The sequence below is a fragment of the Anaerotignum sp. genome (assembly GCF_040307045.1).
Classification (GTDB): Bacteria; Bacillota; Clostridia; order Lachnospirales; family Anaerotignaceae; genus Chakrabartyella.
In genome coordinates this window covers 296,758-314,734 of sequence record NZ_JAWRKF010000002.1, presented here as the reverse complement: position 1 = coordinate 314,734, position 17,977 = coordinate 296,758, and the positions used below count along the sequence as shown (strand labels likewise).

At 38.2% G+C, this 17,977-nt stretch carries 16 protein-coding genes; 11 read left to right on the top strand and 5 right to left on the bottom strand.

Annotated elements, in window-relative coordinates; all coding sequences use genetic code 11:
• Nucleotides 1-284: 284 nt before the first annotated feature.
• Nucleotides 285-917, bottom strand: coding sequence for an HAD family hydrolase (locus ABVZ64_RS01405; protein ID WP_352399272.1), 633 nt, complete (start codon nucleotides 915-917; stop codon nucleotides 285-287).
• A gap of 464 nt (nucleotides 918-1,381) precedes the next feature.
• On the opposite strand from ABVZ64_RS01405, the gene fumC reads away from it, so the two are divergent.
• Together fumC and ABVZ64_RS01395 are read left to right on the top strand one after the other, a co-directional pair.
• The gene (fumC, locus tag ABVZ64_RS01400; RefSeq protein WP_352399271.1) at nucleotides 1,382-2,746 is read left to right on the top strand and encodes a class II fumarate hydratase; all 1,365 of its coding nucleotides are present in this window, start codon (nucleotides 1,382-1,384) and stop codon (nucleotides 2,744-2,746) included.
• A gap of 196 nt (nucleotides 2,747-2,942) precedes the next feature.
• The gene (locus tag ABVZ64_RS01395) at nucleotides 2,943-4,118 is read left to right on the top strand and encodes an NAD(P)-dependent malic enzyme (protein WP_352399270.1); all 1,176 of its coding nucleotides are present in this window, start codon (nucleotides 2,943-2,945) and stop codon (nucleotides 4,116-4,118) included.
• A 196-nt stretch (nucleotides 4,119-4,314) separates the two neighbouring features.
• On the opposite strand, the gene ABVZ64_RS01390 is transcribed toward ABVZ64_RS01395, so the two are convergent.
• The 3 genes from ABVZ64_RS01390 to ABVZ64_RS01380 form a co-directional block, all read right to left on the bottom strand.
• The gene (locus ABVZ64_RS01390; RefSeq protein ID WP_352399269.1) at nucleotides 4,315-4,764 is read right to left on the bottom strand and encodes a YaiI/YqxD family protein; all 450 of its coding nucleotides are present in this window, start codon (nucleotides 4,762-4,764) and stop codon (nucleotides 4,315-4,317) included.
• Nucleotides 4,748-5,503: a potassium channel family protein gene (locus ABVZ64_RS01385; protein WP_352399268.1), complete on the bottom strand. Its 756-nt coding sequence runs from the start codon at nucleotides 5,501-5,503 to the stop codon at nucleotides 4,748-4,750. The genes ABVZ64_RS01390 and ABVZ64_RS01385 overlap by 17 nt, the downstream gene beginning before the upstream one ends.
• A gap of 341 nt (nucleotides 5,504-5,844) precedes the next feature.
• Nucleotides 5,845-6,483 carry a lactate utilization protein gene (locus ABVZ64_RS01380; protein WP_352399267.1) on the bottom strand — a complete coding sequence of 213 codons (639 nt, stop codon included), beginning with the start codon at nucleotides 6,481-6,483 and terminating at the stop codon, nucleotides 5,845-5,847.
• Between the two features lie 272 nt (nucleotides 6,484-6,755).
• Here ABVZ64_RS01380 and ABVZ64_RS01375 point away from each other — a divergent pair, with 272 nt between their 5' ends.
• From ABVZ64_RS01375 to ABVZ64_RS01365, 3 genes are all read left to right on the top strand, one after another.
• Complete coding sequence (locus ABVZ64_RS01375; RefSeq protein WP_352399266.1) at nucleotides 6,756-7,541, top strand: TrmH family RNA methyltransferase; 786 nt, start codon at nucleotides 6,756-6,758, stop codon at nucleotides 7,539-7,541.
• A 146-nt stretch (nucleotides 7,542-7,687) separates the two neighbouring features.
• Nucleotides 7,688-8,035: a hypothetical protein gene (locus ABVZ64_RS01370; protein WP_352399265.1), complete on the top strand. Its 348-nt coding sequence runs from the start codon at nucleotides 7,688-7,690 to the stop codon at nucleotides 8,033-8,035.
• Nucleotides 8,036-8,436: 401 nt separating this feature from the next.
• Nucleotides 8,437-9,645, top strand: a complete 1,209-nt coding sequence (locus tag ABVZ64_RS01365) for an EAL and HDOD domain-containing protein (protein ID WP_352399264.1) — start codon at nucleotides 8,437-8,439, stop codon at nucleotides 9,643-9,645.
• Nucleotides 9,646-9,764: 119 nt separating this feature from the next.
• Here ABVZ64_RS01365 and ABVZ64_RS01360 read toward each other — a convergent pair whose 3' ends face one another.
• Entirely contained in the window at nucleotides 9,765-10,556 is a 792-nt protein-coding gene (locus ABVZ64_RS01360; protein WP_352399263.1) for an IclR family transcriptional regulator, read from the bottom strand.
• A 787-nt stretch (nucleotides 10,557-11,343) separates the two neighbouring features.
• On the opposite strand from ABVZ64_RS01360, the gene ABVZ64_RS01355 reads away from it, so the two are divergent.
• The 6 genes from ABVZ64_RS01355 (at nucleotide 11,344) to ABVZ64_RS01330 (ending at nucleotide 17,965) form a co-directional block, all read left to right on the top strand.
• Nucleotides 11,344-12,522 carry a M24 family metallopeptidase gene (locus ABVZ64_RS01355; protein ID WP_352399262.1) on the top strand — a complete coding sequence of 393 codons (1,179 nt, stop codon included), beginning with the start codon at nucleotides 11,344-11,346 and terminating at the stop codon, nucleotides 12,520-12,522.
• Between the two features lie 62 nt (nucleotides 12,523-12,584).
• The gene (locus tag ABVZ64_RS01350; RefSeq protein WP_352399261.1) at nucleotides 12,585-13,142 is read left to right on the top strand and encodes a TRAP transporter small permease; all 558 of its coding nucleotides are present in this window, start codon (nucleotides 12,585-12,587) and stop codon (nucleotides 13,140-13,142) included.
• Nucleotides 13,143-13,145: 3 nt separating this feature from the next.
• Entirely contained in the window at nucleotides 13,146-14,414 is a 1,269-nt protein-coding gene (locus ABVZ64_RS01345) for a TRAP transporter large permease (protein WP_352399260.1), read from the top strand.
• Nucleotides 14,415-14,556: 142 nt separating this feature from the next.
• Nucleotides 14,557-15,744, top strand: coding sequence for a M20 metallopeptidase family protein (locus ABVZ64_RS01340; RefSeq protein WP_352399259.1), 1,188 nt, complete (start codon nucleotides 14,557-14,559; stop codon nucleotides 15,742-15,744).
• A 36-nt stretch (nucleotides 15,745-15,780) separates the two neighbouring features.
• Nucleotides 15,781-16,848, top strand: a complete 1,068-nt coding sequence (locus tag ABVZ64_RS01335) for a DctP family TRAP transporter solute-binding subunit (RefSeq protein WP_352399258.1) — start codon at nucleotides 15,781-15,783, stop codon at nucleotides 16,846-16,848.
• 139 nt (nucleotides 16,849-16,987) lie between these two features.
• Complete coding sequence (locus ABVZ64_RS01330; protein WP_352399257.1) at nucleotides 16,988-17,965, top strand: pyridoxal-phosphate dependent enzyme; 978 nt, start codon at nucleotides 16,988-16,990, stop codon at nucleotides 17,963-17,965.
• Nucleotides 17,966-17,977 lie beyond the last annotated feature (12 nt).

The window sequence follows — 17,977 nt, the reverse complement described above, 5'->3', positions numbered from 1 at the left end:
GAAATCTATAAATTATTATACATATATGCAACAAAAGCATGAATTTGTGTTAAAATTACTGTATTATAAAATCAATTATACATGAATTATTAGCACTATATTGCAAATCATACAATATTTGGTTTCATCTTTTTTGCAACTTATACACAGTGAATTTGCTAAAAACAAAAAATTATATAAAAGCAAGTTTCAACTTATGAGAAGAAATGATTCATGGGATGAAGTTTTGGCTGAAGAAAAGAATATAAAAACCCTATCTTCCAATGATGATAGGGTTTTTATGCTTACAATAGGTCTTTATAGCTTTTTATGTATCTATCTGCCACAGATTGAATTATTTTGCTATCTGCCTCGGTAACGGGGTCAGCTACGGCATACACAGTAAAACCACCTTTTTTTGCGCCTTCTACTGCATAGAGGGCATCCTCAAAAACAACAGTATTTTCTAGATTTCCGCCAAGTTTATTCATGGCAATGCGGAAAACTTCCGGCTGGTTTTTATAGTGACCGGTTTCTGTGCAGGTAAGGATAAACTGGAAATATTTTAAAAGGTCCAACCGTTCTAGTGCAGGTTGAATATAGCTGGATTCTGAGGCAGTCAAAATACACATTTTAGTTCCTTTTTTATATTCTTTATCCAAAAATTCTTTGGCATAAGGCTTTAGGGGAATGGTATTACGATAAGCATCCTCAACAAAGTTTATAATTTCTTTCGTAATATCTTCTGTGCTGTGGGTCACGCCAAGATGGGTTCGGAAGTATTCTGCTGTTTGCCCAAGGGTTTGCGTTTTAACTACGCTATGTAGATTTTCGGGGACAACAAAGCCGTGGTTTTCTAAAAAATTTTGGCCGGTATTTTTCCAAACAGGCATGGAATCTATTAAGGTACCGTCAAGGTCAAAAATAATATTTTTCATAGGGTCTCCTTTGTTATTTTTATTTATTGGTTTTTCAGCTATGGTTAAGATACCATGGGGAGTTTAAAAATCTTCAAATTTGCCTTAGTTGATGGGGTGGCCAGTGCCAAGGGGATTTCTTACAACGTTTCATGATATGCATAAGTGTTTTAAAATCTCCATCAACGGGGTTTCAAAAGGTCCAGCCATAAAATGAAAGCCATTTAAGACAATATATTCCATAACAATAACCACAATAGAGAGGATTTTATCTATATCGGTAGTGTTAGGCAAAACTCGAATTGCCATACTGGTTGTACAGATTATTACATCTCCTCCTTGAGAAGTGTACCATTTTCCACGAAAAAACACAAGAAAGGGGCAATACTTTTGCATTTTGGACAATATTAATTTCTATAGATTTTTGTTATAATCAATTTATGATTGAGTATATGTAAATGTTTGAAAAGATAAGGAGATTTGCCATGGACTACCGTATCGAAAGAGACTCTATGGGAGAAGTAAAAGTTCCTGTGGGCGTATACTGGGGTGCACAAACCCAAAGAAGCTTTGAAAACTTTAAGATTAGCACCGAGAAAATTCCATTAGAAGTAATTTATGCCTTTGCCATTTTGAAAAAAGCTGTGGCAAAAGCAAATTTTCGCCTAGGCAAGTTGGATGAACAAAAGTGTAGTTTAATCAGCCTAGTTTGCGATGAAATATTGGAAGGGACGTTGGATGAGCAGTTTCCTTTGGCTGTATGGCAAACAGGAAGTGGCACCCAGTCTAATATGAATGTGAATGAGGTTATTGCCAATAGAGGTAATGAAATTGCAGGGGAGAAGATATTGCACCCCAACGACCACGTGAATATGTCCCAGAGTTCCAACGATACATTTCCAACGGCAATGCATATAGCGGCTGCCCTAGAAACGAAAAGACAGCTCCTTCCTGCGTTACAGCGTATGATTGACGAACTGCTACGATTGGAAAATGACAATAAAGGAATCATAAAAACAGGAAGAACCCATTTGCAGGATGCAACGCCCATTACTTTTTCTCAGGAAATCAGCGGATGGCGTAATATGCTGGAAAAGGCAAAAGCAATGATAGAATTGAGTCTTACAGGAGTACAAGAATTGGCATTGGGCGGCACTGCTGTTGGCACGGGTTTAAATGCTCCCGAAGGTTTTGCACAAGCGGCAGCAGAAGAGGTGTCTGCCCTGACTGGGGAACACTTTATTACTGCGGAAAATAAATTTCATGCATTAACGGCAAAGGATGAATTGGTGTTTGCCCATGGTGCACTGAAGGCATTGGCGGCAAACTTAATGAAAATTGCCAATGATGTTCGTTGGCTTGCCAGTGGTCCCAGGTGTGGTTTGGGAGAGATTCTGATACCTGAAAATGAACCAGGCAGCTCAATTATGCCAGGAAAAGTCAACCCAACACAGAGTGAGGCAGTGACCATGGTGGCGGTGCAGGTGATGGCAAATGATACTGCCATTGGTATTTGTGCGTCCCAGGGGAATTTTGAGCTAAATGTTTATATGCCTGTGTGCATTTATAATTTTTTGCAATCCGTTCGTCTTTTGGCACATAGCTTAGATTCCTTCCGTGTGCATTGTGTTTCGGGAATCAAAGCAAACAAAGAAAAAATGGATGAAAACCTTCAGCGTTCTTTGATGTTGGTTACTTGTTTAAACCCCTATATTGGCTATGAAAATGCTGCTAAAACTGCGAAAAAGGCTTATGCTGATAATATTTCTCTGAAGGAGGCCTGTGTTTCGTTAGGTTTTTTAACGGATGAAAAATTTGAAGAATTTTTCTGCCCGGAAAAGATGGTTTAATGCTTACGAACAAAGGGGCACTGAAGGGTGGACGAGCATAATCAAATGAATTGAATCAACATTAAATTCAATATGTATTTTGAAGAAATATAACAATTTTTAACCTTAGCAAGAGGGTATTATTGCGAAAATGAAACTTGTTTAGGATTGATAGATAAATGGTATGCAATACATTTGTAAATAGGAGGTATCATCCATGAGTATTGAAGAAAAAGCGTTAAAGCTGCACTATGAAATGCAGGGGAAGATTGAAGTGGTTTCTAGAAAAGAGGTAACAACAAGGGAGGATCTTTCTTTACTATATACCCCTGGAGTGGCAGAACCTTGCCGTGTGATAGAGAAAAATTATGAGGAATCTTTTCGATTGACACGTCGTTCCAATTTGGTTGCTGTCGTGACAGATGGGACTGCGGTTTTGGGCTTAGGGGATATTGGCCCTGCAGCAGGAATGCCTGTCATGGAAGGAAAGTGTGTCTTATTTAAAGAATTTGGCGGCGTGGATGCGTTCCCTTTGTGTATTGATTCTAAGGATGTAGATACTATTGTAAACACCATTTATTTGATTTCCAAAAGCTTTGGTGGTATTAATTTAGAAGATATATCGGCACCACGTTGCTTTGAAATAGAAGAAAGGTTAAAAAAAATCTGCGATATTCCCGTTTTTCATGATGATCAGCATGGGACGGCTATTGTAGTTGCTGCTGCTATGATTAATGCGATGAAGGTAGTGGGCAAAAAAATGGGAGATATGAAAATTGTAATCAATGGCGCAGGTGCCGCTGGTATCGCCATTGGCAAGCTTTTAATTTCCATGGGATTTGGTAATATCGTTATGTGCGATATCAATGGTATTATTTGCGAGGGTGACCCAGGTTTGAATGTAGGTCAAGAGGAAATTTCTCACATTAGCAATTTGAAAAAGGAAAAAGGTAAACTGGCCGATGCAATGAGGGGTGCTGATGCCTTTGTGGGGGTTTCTCGCCCTAACATGGTCACAAAAGATATGGTGGCCTCCATGAATCAGGGTATTGTTTTTGCTATGGCGAACCCTATCCCTGAAATAATGCCTGATGAGGCGTTGGCAGCGGGTGCGGCGGTAGTCGGCACAGGCCGTTCCGACTTTCCAAATCAAATCAATAATGTTTTGATTTTCCCGGGTATTTTCAAAGGAGCCCTTGGGGTTCGTGCCAAAGAAATCACTGAAGGAATGAAGCAAAGAGCTGCATATGCCATTGCTGCCATGATAACTGAGGCTGAACTGAATCATGAAAACATCATACCATCTGCATTGGATAAATCGGTAGCGGATGCGGTGGCGAAAGCGGTTGCCGATGTGGCAGTAGAAGAGGGCATTGCACGCATCCATCCATAATTTTAAATGAACAGGAGGATGTAAAAAGTCTTTTCCGGGAATGGAAAAGGAAATGGTAAAAACTACCCGCTATGTTGACCATTGCTGGTATACTGCTATTTGTTACTAATCTTAAAATAGCCTAGAAAGTAAATAAATTTTACAAATAAAAAGTTCCAGGTTCCACTTGTTGAAACCAGAACTTTTTTATTTTTCGTCAAAAGATACTTTGTTTGATCGCCTTTTCAAAAACAGCTAAGAAAGAAGCATCATCTTCTTTTGTTCGTTTGCGAATGTGACCACTACGTCCCTTTTTCTGACGTCTCATTGCCCTGGAAAGGTGACGTTCAAAAAGCATTCGGTCTATATTTTCGGGAGTATAGAAAAAACCGTTTGGATGTAGCACAATGGCTTTTTTTGCTAAAATTAAAGTTGCCAGCCCATAATCAGCAGTGATGCAAAGGTCGCCTTGTTGTGTGCGGTTAGCTATGGCCAAATCAGCGCTATCAGCACCTTGATCAACAGTGATAACATGAACATTTTCTTCAGGATAAAATAAAATATGAGAGGCGTCCGTAACCATAAAAACTTCAAGAGCAAACTTTTTAGCTATATCTACGATGATATCTTTAACAGGGCAGGCATCTGCATCAACTAGAATTTTCATTTTGTTCTCCTTTTGTATTAAGCATTGTTTTATCTTCTTCAATTATTTTTCTTGCATAGGTCAGAACTTTTTTTTGCTGAACCACTGAAAGGCTATCAATAATGCTATGAATTTCAAGTTTTTGAGCGTGAGCCTTTTGGGCAAAGTAGTTGGTGAGGGTGCTGGTTAGAGTACTGATAAAGCCAATACCAAATACCATCAAAAAGATGGCAATTAATTTCCCGCCGGAAGTTACAGGGGCAATATCTCCATAGCCTACAGTGGTTATGGTTACAATGGTCCACCACAGGGCATCAAAAAGACTTTTTTGCTCTGTGATTGCGATACCAAGGGTTCCCAGTATAATAAAACCAAAGGACCAATAAATTAAATAAATAAATCCATTTGTTTTGAAAAAAGGCCTGAGCACCCGCCCAACTTTTGTCAGCATGGCAGCGATCCTTGAAAATTCCATGAAACGAATGGCTCGAAGCAGGCGTATGCCTTTGAACAAAACATGAAAGGGTAGGGCTGCAATGAAATCAATAATATGGCTTCGGATAAATGCTGGTTTGTTATCCGCTGCATAAAGGCGGGTTAGATAGTCAACGATAAAAAAAGTAATGATGATGTCATCAATGATGATAATGGCTTTTGAATCCATAGGCACAAATAAAACTGAGATTGCCAAGAGTGCCAGCATTATCATAAATAGTTCATACTTCATAGAAGAAGTGTATTTTTTAATAAACGATTTCATTGGGACACCCTCCTTCAAACAGAAAATGCCTAAAGCATAGTATTCCATAAAAAAGGAAGGACAGACACAAAACAAAACATTGGAAAGAGTTACATTCAATCATCGTTGTGGCAATATTTGAGAACTTGTCCTAGCCACAGCCTTGGAATTTTTTTCATCAGGCCAAACCAAGAAAAAGCTCTGCTTTTTGCGGAGCAGAGCATAGTTTTCTTTCATTTGGTGGCTAATAAAAATCATAGTAAATTTTTTATTATATTTCTCCCAATGGCTGCAAAAATTACGACATGACCCTAGAAGGATATTTCATCATGATTAGTTGGCTTGGAATATATGTAAGTAGATTAGAATCCAAATTCTTCCCCAACCAAAATAACTTTAATTCTTTTTGCTGGTTTGCTTAGCCTTGTAATCACAACCTGGCTGCAAATGCAATCGGGGGAGGTGCAGTTTTTGCAAGAACCGGTGGTAACGCAGGGAGTTTTCCCCATGAAACGGAAGGCATTAATAGGTGCTGCCACGTTTCTAGCACGGGAAATGGCCGCATCCAGGTTAGGGGCTATTTTGTTAACACTGCAGATTACGATTACATTTTTTGGGCCAAAGCATAGTGCAGCAACACGGTTGCCTGTGCCATCAATATTTACCAAAATCCCTTCTTCTGAGAGGGCGTTGGTACTTGTGATGAAATAGTCAGTTAAGAGTCCCTTGCGATGCAGTTCTCCAATTTCTTCGGGAGATTTGCCCAAGTCTCTGTCAATTACTTGGTAATCTCCATTGTGAAAGGCCTTGGTAAGACCCATGTCCCTGATGGTCATTGATCCACCCCAAGAAACAGAGCTTTTTTCAGGAACCAAGGAAACTGCTTTTTCAATAGCCTCTTTGGCTGTAGGACAGTAGTATGCTTCAAAATGTCTGGATTCTAGTTTTGCTACTAAGGCTTTACACAAAGCTCCGTTTCTTTTTTCAATTGGTGTACTCATTTTGTTTATCTCCCTTCATATTTAAGTTTGCTACTTGTATTTTATCATAGAATTGGTAAAAACAAATAGAAGATTGAAAAGTTCTTATATTTTTATATACGCCTATTAAAACAACATATTACCTATACGAATGGTTGTTACTTCATGTAAATGCTAAAGTGACTGTAAGGTTTAACCATGGGGAAGGCTTTTTTACAAAAAACTCTTTTTGTTGCAATGGAAATACCTTTTGTATTATGATAAGGTTAAGTAATAAGAAATGGGGGATACCAATGACAAAAAAAATTGAAAGCCATCAAAATAAGATATTGAAGTGGGTCAAAGGCTTAAGTTTAAAAAAGAATAGGGATAAAGAAGGTGTTTTTATTGCAGAAGGCCTTCGTTTTGTCTCAGAAATTCCAGAGGAATGGGAAGTACAGCTGTTTATGGTTTCTGAGGATTTTGCAAAAGAAGAAGAACTTGGATGCTATGAAGAAAGGGCACAAACCTATGTAGTAAGTGATGAGTTGTTTGCCCTGGTTTCTGATACAGAAAACCCCCAGGGGATTTTGGCGGTTTGTAAGAAACAGGAAGAATTTGATGAAACAATCTGGAAGAAAGAAGCTCCTTTTTTCATTTTGGCTGAGGAACTTAACGATCCGGGAAATCTAGGCACATTGATTCGTACGGCGGATGCAGCAGGTGTTGATGGGATTTTTCTGTCTAAAGGTAGTGTGGATGTTTATAATGGGAAAGTTTTGCGTGCAACCATGGGATCCATATTTCATGTACCTATATTTCAAAATGTTTCTGTTCAAGAAATTGCCAGTAAAATGAAAGAACAGCGAATTTCTTTATTTGCTGCTCATTTAAAAGGAGAGAAATATCCTTACGATTTACCTTTGACCAAAGGGTGTGGCTTTTTGATTGGCAATGAGGCAAGAGGTCTATCAGATGAGGCGGCAAGCCTTTGTGATTGTTGGGTCAAGATTCCTATGCCGGGGAAAGCGGAGTCCTTAAATGCTTCAATGGCAGCAGGACTTTTGATGTATGAAGTGGTTCGTCAGAGGTTGAAGTAAGGAGGATAGAGATCTTTGGGTTCTCGTCTATTTTGCTATGTTGTTAGAAGATATGCTAAAGATTTGTTTTCTGGCCTTGCGTTTGCAAGGCTATTTTTTCTGCTAAGACAATGGCAGGGGTTCAAACAGGGATAGGAGGTGTTTTTGTGAAAAAGTATTTGAAAAAAAAGATAACATGGGGCTTATGTGCTTTGTTTTTACTATTGGTGATGTTTTGTAAAAAAAGATTACCAAGGATACCGAACCGGGAATATACAAAAGCCTGTCTGTACATGGCGGTTTTAGATGATGAAATATGTAGAAATGAACTAGAGGGTAATTTCGTTGGTGAAAAAGAAATTGTGTTTCCACCAAAACCTGATTCTTTGCAGTATCGATATCATTTATTTTTGGAAAGCTATAAGGGCTATACCCAAGAGCAGATTGCTGGAGAAATGCAACGATTTGAAAAGAGATTAATTGATTCAAGAAAGTTTTGTAAGAACAAAAATTGAATTTATCTGTGGTGTTAGAAAAACAGACGATTTTATAAGTATGGATTGCTGGAGGGAAGGGATGAAGTTAAGAAAAGAAAACTTTACATTTTATTTATAAATGTAAGAAAATTGGGATATATATCTGAATTTAAGAAAGAACTTTAAGTTTCTATTTTTTTCCCCTTATATTCGTAGTATAATTATTATGTAAATAGAAGTTTACTTGAACTTAAAATAGCTTGTCGCATTAGAATAGAATTATGTTTCGAGAGGAAGGGGGAGTAAGTCATGACCAAATTTATTCCTTGGTATCCTTTCCCTTTTATAAACATATGATATAAGGCCAAAAAATGATTACTTGCTGACACGAAATGATGAAATCTCCTACAAGCGGAAAAAATTCAGGATTGGAGGTTAATATGAAACTATATATTGCCAGACAGCCTATTTTTAATAAGGACAAAACCTTATTTGGATATGAATTATTATATAGAAATAGCGAAGAAAATAATTTTCCCGGAATAGACGATGAGCTTGCCACCAAAGAATTGGCATCCAACATACTAACAGAGTTTGATTTTTCATTGTTAACCAATGGTAAATATGGATTTATTAACTTTTCGAAAGCCATTTTGATGTCAGAGGTTCCTTTACTATTCCAGCCGCAAAATATTGTCATTGAAATATTGGAGGATGTTGTTGTTGATAAGGCCCTAATTGAACGAATAAAGTTTTTAAAAAAGAAACAGTATATCCTTGCTTTAGATGATTTTGTAAACGATGGACGCTATGAGACCATTATGCCTTTTGTAGATATCATCAAGGTGGAATACACCCTCCTTTCTCCTGAGGAAAGAAAAAAGGTGGCTCGCAGGTTTAAGGGGGTAAAGAGGCTTGTGGCAGAGCGAATAGAGACTCGAGAAGATTTTTCTATGGCTTTGGCGGATGGATATGATTTATTTCAGGGTTATTATTTTAGTAAGCCAATGATTGTGTCCAAAAGCAGTATTACCATTACCCAACCATCCTATTTTCGTTTATGGCGAGAAGCATCAAAGGAGACTCCGGATTTTAATGAATTAGAGGAAATTATAAAGGTGGATGTGGGTTTGATGCATAAGCTCCTTGGCCATTTAAACACACTGGTATTTTATAGGGGAAATCGCATCACTTCCATAAAAAGTGCTTTGGTCTATTTGGGAATAAAAAATACGAAGCGTTGGATTATGTTGCTTTTACTTAGAGAGATTACCGGCAATGAAAATGACGAGTTGGCAAAGCAGTCACTCATACGGGCGGTATTTATGGAAAAGCTAATGGAGGAGATGGGTAGAGAGAATGATATACAAGATGCATATTTAGTGGGTTTGTTTTCAAAAATCGATAATGCTTTAGAGGGTAATCTTAATGTAATCTTGAATGAACTTGAACTTCCAAACAAAACCAGGGCTACATTAATAAAAGGGGAAGGGATTCTGGGAGAGAGCTTGGAATGCATTCGGAATTATGAACAAAGTAATTGGGGCGAGGTGGCGGAGTTTGCTCAAAAGTATGGTTTGAATCCAGAATACATACCTTCTTTATATTTGTTTTCCTTAGAATATGCAGATAAAGTATTTAGATGTTAAAAACCAAAACGCACCACGTTTTCTCAATGAAACGGAGATTGACAAGGGTGTGTTACGAAATTGCAAAGGGATCAAAAGGGCTTTCTATGACAGGTAGAAAGCCCTTTTTTATTTGGGTTTCAAAAAATATTATAGCCCAAATAACTAGAAATCTGATCACATCCTTTTCTAAGGTGAATTTTTATATCTTCGATGATGGCTTCACTCACTTCATCGGTGGAGTAATTTACACTAATAGCGGCCACAATTTTATTTGTATAATCACGTATTGGCATTGCAATGCAGGATGAGTTTTCTTCATACTCGTTGTTATCCATAGCAAAATTATTTGTTTTTATTTTGGTCAATTCATCCAGAAAGTCAATGTAGTTCAGAATTGTATTTGAGGTAAATTTTTTAATGTCTGTATGTTGAAAGTAATTTTTGATTTCCTCGTTTGTAAAATTTAGCATAAAAAGTTTTCCGCTGGCGGTGGCATATAAGGGGTTTCTAGCACCAATCAAAGCTTGAGCAGGCAACTGGCTTAAAGGGTCAACCTTATAAATTGTTACAGATGCATATTCGTTGTTAATACTAAGAATGCAGGATCGATTTAATTTATTGGAAAGTTCTTCGATAATGGTGGCATAGCTTGAAGAATTCAAGGTATGATACTTCGGAACAGAATTACCAATTTTATAGGCACCCCAACTTAGACGGTAGGTTTTAATCACACCTGGGGTTTTCTCTACAAAATGGTAGGCCAGTAGAGTATCTAAAATACGGTGAATGGTACTTTTATTTAGGCTTAGCTTTTCGCTAATGGCACTTAGGGTCATACCATCACTAGAGGTTGATTGTGAGATGACATTTAAAACCTCAAGGGCATTGCTTAAGGTGTGTAAGGGGTATTTTGGTGTATATGGCTCCATAGATTTCTCCTTTGTGTTTTATTATATGTTATGTGTTTCTTCTATACGGAATGATATTACTATATTATAACAAACAAAATAGCGAATGAAAAGAAATAAAACTAGAGAATGCAATTGAAAAGGAACTGATACAAATAAGGAAAAAAATAATTTTAGATATAAAAACTGTTCCGAATAAAAGAAATATAAATTAGTATTTTTTATTATTTAGCAAATAATTCTGTTATATAAAACGACCTACTTGAAATATGGGATTTATTTCAAATAATTTTCATTTTTTTCTAATTTGTTCATTAAAACAAGATTTTATTTCAGTTTTGAATTTTCTAGATTAAATTATAACTTGGAGTTTTTAGGAATTATGTCCAAACTGAATTTAGAAAAAATATTAAATAATACCTATAATTATAAGATTAAATTGTTGCTATTTTAGGGTTAAATGTATGACACGTTGTAATTTTTGTGTAATTCAAAAGGAATTGCAATCAAAAAAAAGTATAATACTTATAAAAAAAGGGGTGAGGACATGCATTCTATTTAGAGAAACCTCATTTCTCATAAATTCTAAAAAACTTGTTTTTTTTGTAAAATCGGCTCCTAATTTTAAAGTGGTTTCATTGATTTGTCCAGAGAATTAACATATGATTGATTCATGAATTAGAGGTCAAGGGGATACAAAGGTGAAAACCAGCCATTTGCTGATGTATTTTTTGTCTTGCCTCCAATGAATATCATCATGACCGAGGCATGATGAATTTTAGATTTATTTATAAAAGGAGAGATAAGATTGAAAACATTGAATTTTTCTATTGATGAGTACATGCAAAGAGTTTCGAATACGAAAAAAAGCATGGAAGAAAAAGGGATTGAGGTTTTAATCGTTACGGATCCTGGCAATATGAACTACCTTACTGGGTTTGACGGCTGGTCATTCTATGTTCATCAGGGTGTAATTGTAGTTTTGGACGAAAAATTCCCTATCTGGTTTGGCCGTGGTCAGGATGGAAATGCAGCTAGACTGACTACATACCTTCCAGAAGAAAATATTTATGCTTATACAGATGACTATGTGCAGTCAACAACCAAACACCCTTATGAGTATGTGGCAGATATTTTAAAGGAAAGAGGTCACGATAAAAAAGTCGTGGCAACAGAAATGGATGCTTACTACTACTCTGCAAAGTGCCAGGTTGCTTTGGAAGCAAGCTTACCAAATGCAAAGTTTAAAGATGGTAACAACATTGTAAACTGGGTAAAAATCATTAAAAGTGATAACGAAATCGCTTTCATGAAAAAAGCAGCGGTTATTGCTGAAAATGTAATGCAGGTTGCTTATGATAACGTAGAAATTGGTGTTCGTCAGTGTGATGCAGCGGCAGCTGTTTATCATGCACAGATCACAGGTACAAAAGAATATGGTGGAGAGTATTCTTCTATCGTACCATTGATGCCTGCTGGCGTAAGAACATCTACCCCTCACCTAAGCTGGACAGATGAGCTTTACAAAGATGGCGATACAGTGATTCTTGAATTGAGTGGTAACTACCGTCACTACCACTGTCCTCTTGCTCGAACAATGGTGTTGGGTAATGCTCCTCAGAAGGTTCTGGATTTGGGTGCAACCGTTTCCGAGGGTCTTACAGCTGCATTGGAGGGCATTAAGCCTGGTATGTTTGCCGAGGATGTAGAAAGAATTTGGGCAAAAACAATTGCAAAGAGTGGTTTCGTAAAAGATTCCCGTATCGGATACTCCATGGGTTTGAACTTCCCTCCTGACTGGGGCGAACACACAGCATCTCTTCGTCCTGGTGACAAGACAGTTCTTCAGCCTGGTATGACTTTCCACATGATTCCTGGGATTTGGTTGGATGATTGCGGTGTAGATACAAGTGAACCTTTCTACATCACTGAGACAGGCGCTGTACCATTTTGTAACTTTAGGAGAGAACTATTGGTAAAGAAATAATCAATTCTGGTTTCGGATACTCAAGGTAAATTCCTTGAGTATTCGAAAGACAAGAGGGGAGTATGAAAGTGAAAAAAGTCGATGAGATGATTTCAAAAATTGAAGAATTATTTCTCAGCTATTCCATTATTTTGATGGCTGCTATTTTGATTTGCGGTGTTTTTGCAAGAGCTGTTTTAAATTCTAGTTTAACCTTCACAGAAGAAGTTGGACAAGTGTTAAACATCATTGTAACATTTTTTGGTATTGGCTATTGCGCAAGACAGGCAAGACATATAAGTATGTCTGTGGTCTACGACATTGTAAGTAAAAAAGGGAAAAAAGTGATGATGTGCATTATTTCCTTAGTAACTGCAATCATTATGTTTTACTTAACTTACCTAAGCATTCATTATGTAACAAGTGTTTTGGAATTGGGTAGAGTGACTGCGGCTCTTAGAATCCCTATGTGGATTACCTATGTTCCCATTCCCTTAGGGTTTTTACTTGGTGGGGTTGAATATCTGAGAACTTTCATAGCAAATATGAAAAACAAAGACGAGATTTTTATTTCCAGTATTTACAGACATGGTGAAAACATGGAAGAAGTAGAAGTATCTGAGAAGGGAGATGTGAACTAAATAATGGTAGGTTTATTATTGGGTTTAATGGTTTTTTTCTTAATTTTTAATTTCCCTATGGTTATTCCAATGGTTGCAGCACCCTTGGCTGTAATGATTGCATTTATGCCTAACATGGATTTAGCTATGTCTATTCAGCAGCTGATTGCTGGTGTTTCCGCACAGGTTCTCCTTTCGGTGCCCATGTTTATTTTCGCTGCTGACATTATGTGTGCAGGGTCTACCACCCAGAGATTGTTAGACTTAGTTGAAACTTTTGTTGGACATATCCATGGTGGCATGGCAATTACAACAGCGGCAACTTGTACCATGTTTGGGGCAATTTCTGGTTCCACCCAGGCAACGGTAGTTGCCATTGGTAGACCTATGCGTCAAAGACTTTTGAAGTTAGGTTATAAAGACAGCGATAGTTCCGGGTTGATTATTTGTTCCGCCATTATTGCACTGTTGATTCCTCCTAGCATTTCCATGATTATGTATGCTGTTGTCACAGGATCTTCTGTGGGGAATCTCTTTATAGCTGGCGTTGGTCCTGGTATATTGATGCTTGCTTTCTTTGCTGTATATAGCTATCTTTTTGCAAGGTTTAAAAAAATGCCTCGCCAAGAAAAAGCAACATGGCCCCAGAGAGTGGCGGCTTTCAAAAGAGCAATCCTTCCTTTGGGTTTCCCTATCATTATTTTTGTGGGCATCTATGGCGGTTACTTCAGCCCAACAGAGGCTTCTGCAATTGCTGTTTTATATGCTTTGATTCTTGAAATGTTGGTGTTCAAGAATGTAAAAATGAAAGATCTTCAGAAAATTGCATTGAGTACAGCCGTTGTAACTTGTGCAGTATTTATTCTGGTAGCCGGTGGACAGTTGTTCTCTTGGGTTATTTCTTACGCAAAGATTCCTCAGATGCTAACATCTACAATTTTAGGTGTGGATCCTTCAGCGGTGAAGATTTTGTTGACTGTAACAGTATTTTTCTTCATTGGTTGTATGTTCGTAGACTCTTTGGTTGTTATCATCATTCTTTCACCAATTTTCTTCCCTCTGGCAATGCAGGCCGGCATTGACCCTATTCATTTAGGTATTATTATTACCTTGCAGGCAGCAATCGGCTCTGTTTCTCCTCCTTTTGGATGTAACATCTTTACTGGTTGCGCAATATTTAATCGGCCCTATGGCGATATTGTAAAAGGTTTACCACCTTACTTAATTATGTTGCTATTGATAACTTTGATTGTTATTTTCTGCCCTCAGCTTTCCTTGTTCTTATTGAACTAGTCTTATATTTTTATGGAAAGTACAAACAGATTATGCAGTTGGGTGTTTGCACCTCTTGCATAGATTGCCAATGCCATCAATGGAACGGGAGAATTCATATTTAACTGAAACCAATGGATATGGCTGATTAGGAGGAAAAACAATGTTTGACATTAAAAAAGAAGTTGCAGAGCTTGAAAATGAATTGATTGCACTACGTCGAGATTTTCATCAGTATCCCGAGTTGGGTTATCAGGAGTTTTTGACTTCAAAAAAAGTATGCGGTTATTTAACTGCCTTAGGGCTTGAAGTGGAAACAGTAACCCAAACAGGTGTGGTTGCTACGTTAAAAGGCGAAGCAGCACCAGAAAAATGCAAAACCATTATGTTGCGTGCAGATATGGATGCACTACCGGTTACAGAAGATACAGGGCTACCCTTTGCAAGCAGAAATCCAGGCATCATGCATGCCTGCGGACATGACGGTCACACAGCAATTCAGCTGATTGTGGCAAAGCTGTTGTGCAGACATAAAGATATGTTGCAGGGAAACGTAAAGTTTGTTTTTCAGCCCAATGAGGAGGAAGCTGGCGCTTTAAATATGATTGAAGCCGGTGTACTGGAAAATCCCCATGTGGATGCTGCCCTTGCACTTCATCTTTGGAGCCCAATTAGTACGGGGCGTATTGGTCTTTCGGAAGGTCCTATTTTAGGCACAACAGAAGAATTTGAATTAGAAATTATCGGTAAAGCAGGCCACACCTCAACACCACATACGGCAAAAGATGCCTTATTAGGTGCTTGCAATGTGGTACAGGCTGTGCAGCAGCTTGGCACCAGAGAGTTTAACCCATTATTACCCATTGCCGTGATGTTTGGCTATATCAATGGCGGCACTGCTAGAAATATTATCACAGGCAGTGTAAAACTGGGAGGCACCATCAGATTCCTTTTCCCTGATGAAGAAATCAATAAGCCAAAGGTTTTAGAGGCTTTCGAAAGAGTGATAAAGGGTACTTGTATGGCAAACGACTTGGATTATAAGCTTAAATATATTCCAAGCAATCCATCCCTTTTCAACAGCAGCGATATGGTATCAATTGTAAAAGATGCCGCTGCCCAGGTATTTGAGACGAGAGGGAATGTGGATGAATTTAAGAGCCTTGCTGGAGAAGACTTTGCAGAGTTTAGCCAAAGAGTGCCATCTGTAATGACATGGGTTGGTATTGCAGATGCCAAAAAGAAAAGTGATTTCCCCCATCATCATGCAAAATTTGATATTGATGAAAGTGTTATGAAATATGGTGTTGAGCTTCAGGTAAGAAGCGTATTGGCTTACCTAAATAAATAAACCAATAAAACGTAAAATTTAAGGAGGAAAAAGTTCATGAAAAAAAGATTGTTTGCAATTGCAATGGCGAGTGTTATGTCTATCGGTGTGTTAAGTGGTTGTGCAGGTGGCGGAAGCAGTGCATCCTCAGCAGGCGGTGAAAGCGATGGTACAGAAACATATACTTGGAGACTTGCTCATGAAGAATACGATGGGGACATGCAGGATGTTTACGCAAAAGAGTTCGCTCAGAAACTGAATGAAAACTCCGATGGTAGAATTAACCTTGAAATCTATCCAGTAGGTCAGATTGGTGATGCGTTACAGCAGTGTGAATTGTTGCAAAATGGTGGTTTGGAATTTGCAATTATCAGCCCTGGTAACACAGGCACAGTAGTTCCTGAGAATCAGCTGTTCTCCTTACATTTCTTATTCCCTCAGGATTGGGAAAAAACACAGGAAATATTGCAGACAAGTGAAGCGTTGAATGGTATGCTCCATGACAAATATGTTGAAAAGAAGATCAAACCTTTGAGCTTTTGGACAGAAGGTGCAATGGCTTGGACATCCAACAAGTCTTTAAAGGATATCAAAAATTTCAAGGGAATGAAATTTAGAACAATGCAGTCCCCTATGATCATTGCTGCTTATGAAGCCTATGGTGCAAACCCTACACCTATGAGCTATACAGAGGTTTATTCCGGTTTGCAGTTGAACATGATTGAAGGACAGGAAAACCCTACAAGTGCTATTCATACATCTAAGTTCCATGAAGTTCAGAAGTACTTAACAGAGGCGAACTCCAACTTGTTTATCACAGCAACTTGTGTTAACCCCACATTCTTTGATGGTCTGCCCGCAGATATTCAGCAGATCGTTTTAGACACAGTAGAAGAAATGATTCCGCGCTCTTTCGAAATTCAGGAGGAATTAAATGGTGGTGCGTTAGATAAGATCACATCCGAATCAAGCATTGTTGTAGAGACACTTACCGACGAAGAAAGAGCAGCTTATGAAGAAGCAGCCCAGAAAGCATACGGCGTGTATAAGAAAATCGTTGGTGAAGATGGTGCAGCAATTTTGGATAAGTTGATTGAAGAAGTGAATGCAGTTGAAGCACAGTAAATGAGGATAAATAAAATAGAAAGCCATCTTTATTCTCAAGGGTTGTTTTAGAAATACAATGTGATATGAAAGACCCGTCTAAAGAAGCCCTTTCTTTGGGCGGATATAAAAAACACATTTTAAGGATTTGGAGGAAGTTATGCAGGTAAAAGATATTACTTCAAGAGATATCTGGAGGGCGAAAAAAAGAATTGCTCCGTTTATTACAAGAACGCCCCTAGTATATTCTCCTGAATTGAGTGAAAAAACGGGTGCCAATATCTACCTTAAATTTGAAAATCTTCAGGCGATTGGTGCATTTAAGGTAAGAGGTGCCGCAAACAAAATATTAAGCTTGACAAAAGAGCAAAGAGAGAAAGGCGTATCCACATTTTCCACTGGTAACCATGGTATGGCAGTTGCACACATTGCAAGCCGTTTAGGAATTAAGGCCATTGTTTGTATGTCAAAGAATGTGCCTGCGGTGAAAGTAAAGGCCATTGGCAGATGGAACCCCACTATTTTGCAAAATTGGGATTCTCAGGACGCAGCAGGTGTTTACTGCTATGAGTTACAGGAAAAAGAAGGAACTGTTGTAATTCCTCCTTTTGATGATAAAGAAATCATCTGCGGGCAGGGCACAATGAGCCTTGAAATTCTCGAAGATTGCCCAGAGATCGATACAGCCATTGTTCCCCTTTCTGGTGGCGGTTTGATGTCAGGGGTAACCCTTGGGTTTAAGCTTACAGTTCCTGATGTAAAGCTGATTGGTGTTTCCCATGAGAGGGCAGCGGTTATGATTGAAAGCCTCAAGGTAGGTCATCCAATTGAAATGCCTGAAGAAGAAACCCTTGCAGACAGCCTCCTTGGTGGTATTGGATTAGATAATAAATATACATTTGATATTACTCGTGACTATGTAGATGAAACAATGCAGGTTAGCGAGGATGAAATTGCAAAAGGTGTTGCTTATATCATGGAAAACCATCATTTGATTGCTGAGGGAGCCAGTGCAACTGGTGTCGCTTTGGCTATGAGAGATGGTTACATCAAACCAGGCAGTAACGTAGCAATTATTATTACTGGATGTGGAATTCCCATGTCTCAGGTTAAACAGATCGTGAACGCTCATTTCTAAAATATTGTTGAA

Excerpts from the sequence above, each read along its gene's own strand:
- ABVZ64_RS01350 (WP_352399261.1), top strand. The coding sequence starts at position 12,585 with ATGAAAGTGAAAAAAGTCGATGAGATGATTTCAAAAATTGAAGAATTA.
- ABVZ64_RS01330 (WP_352399257.1), top strand. The coding sequence starts at position 16,988 with ATGCAGGTAAAAGATATTACTTCAAGAGATATCTGGAGGGCGAAAAAA.
- ABVZ64_RS01340 (WP_352399259.1), top strand. The coding sequence starts at position 14,557 with ATGTTTGACATTAAAAAAGAAGTTGCAGAGCTTGAAAATGAATTGATT.
- ABVZ64_RS01390 (WP_352399269.1), bottom strand. The coding sequence starts at position 4,764 with ATGAAAATTCTAGTTGATGCAGATGCCTGCCCTGTTAAAGATATCATC.
- fumC (WP_352399271.1), top strand. The coding sequence starts at position 1,382 with ATGGACTACCGTATCGAAAGAGACTCTATGGGAGAAGTAAAAGTTCCT.
- ABVZ64_RS01365 (WP_352399264.1), top strand. The coding sequence starts at position 8,437 with ATGAAACTATATATTGCCAGACAGCCTATTTTTAATAAGGACAAAACC.
- ABVZ64_RS01345 (WP_352399260.1), top strand. The coding sequence starts at position 13,146 with ATGGTAGGTTTATTATTGGGTTTAATGGTTTTTTTCTTAATTTTTAAT.
- ABVZ64_RS01405 (WP_352399272.1), bottom strand. The coding sequence starts at position 917 with ATGAAAAATATTATTTTTGACCTTGACGGTACCTTAATAGATTCCATG.
- ABVZ64_RS01335 (WP_352399258.1), top strand. The coding sequence starts at position 15,781 with ATGAAAAAAAGATTGTTTGCAATTGCAATGGCGAGTGTTATGTCTATC.
- ABVZ64_RS01395 (WP_352399270.1), top strand. The coding sequence starts at position 2,943 with ATGAGTATTGAAGAAAAAGCGTTAAAGCTGCACTATGAAATGCAGGGG.
- ABVZ64_RS01385 (WP_352399268.1), bottom strand. The coding sequence starts at position 5,503 with ATGAAATCGTTTATTAAAAAATACACTTCTTCTATGAAGTATGAACTA.
- ABVZ64_RS01360 (WP_352399263.1), bottom strand. The coding sequence starts at position 10,556 with ATGGAGCCATATACACCAAAATACCCCTTACACACCTTAAGCAATGCC.
- ABVZ64_RS01380 (WP_352399267.1), bottom strand. The coding sequence starts at position 6,483 with ATGAGTACACCAATTGAAAAAAGAAACGGAGCTTTGTGTAAAGCCTTA.
- ABVZ64_RS01375 (WP_352399266.1), top strand. The coding sequence starts at position 6,756 with ATGACAAAAAAAATTGAAAGCCATCAAAATAAGATATTGAAGTGGGTC.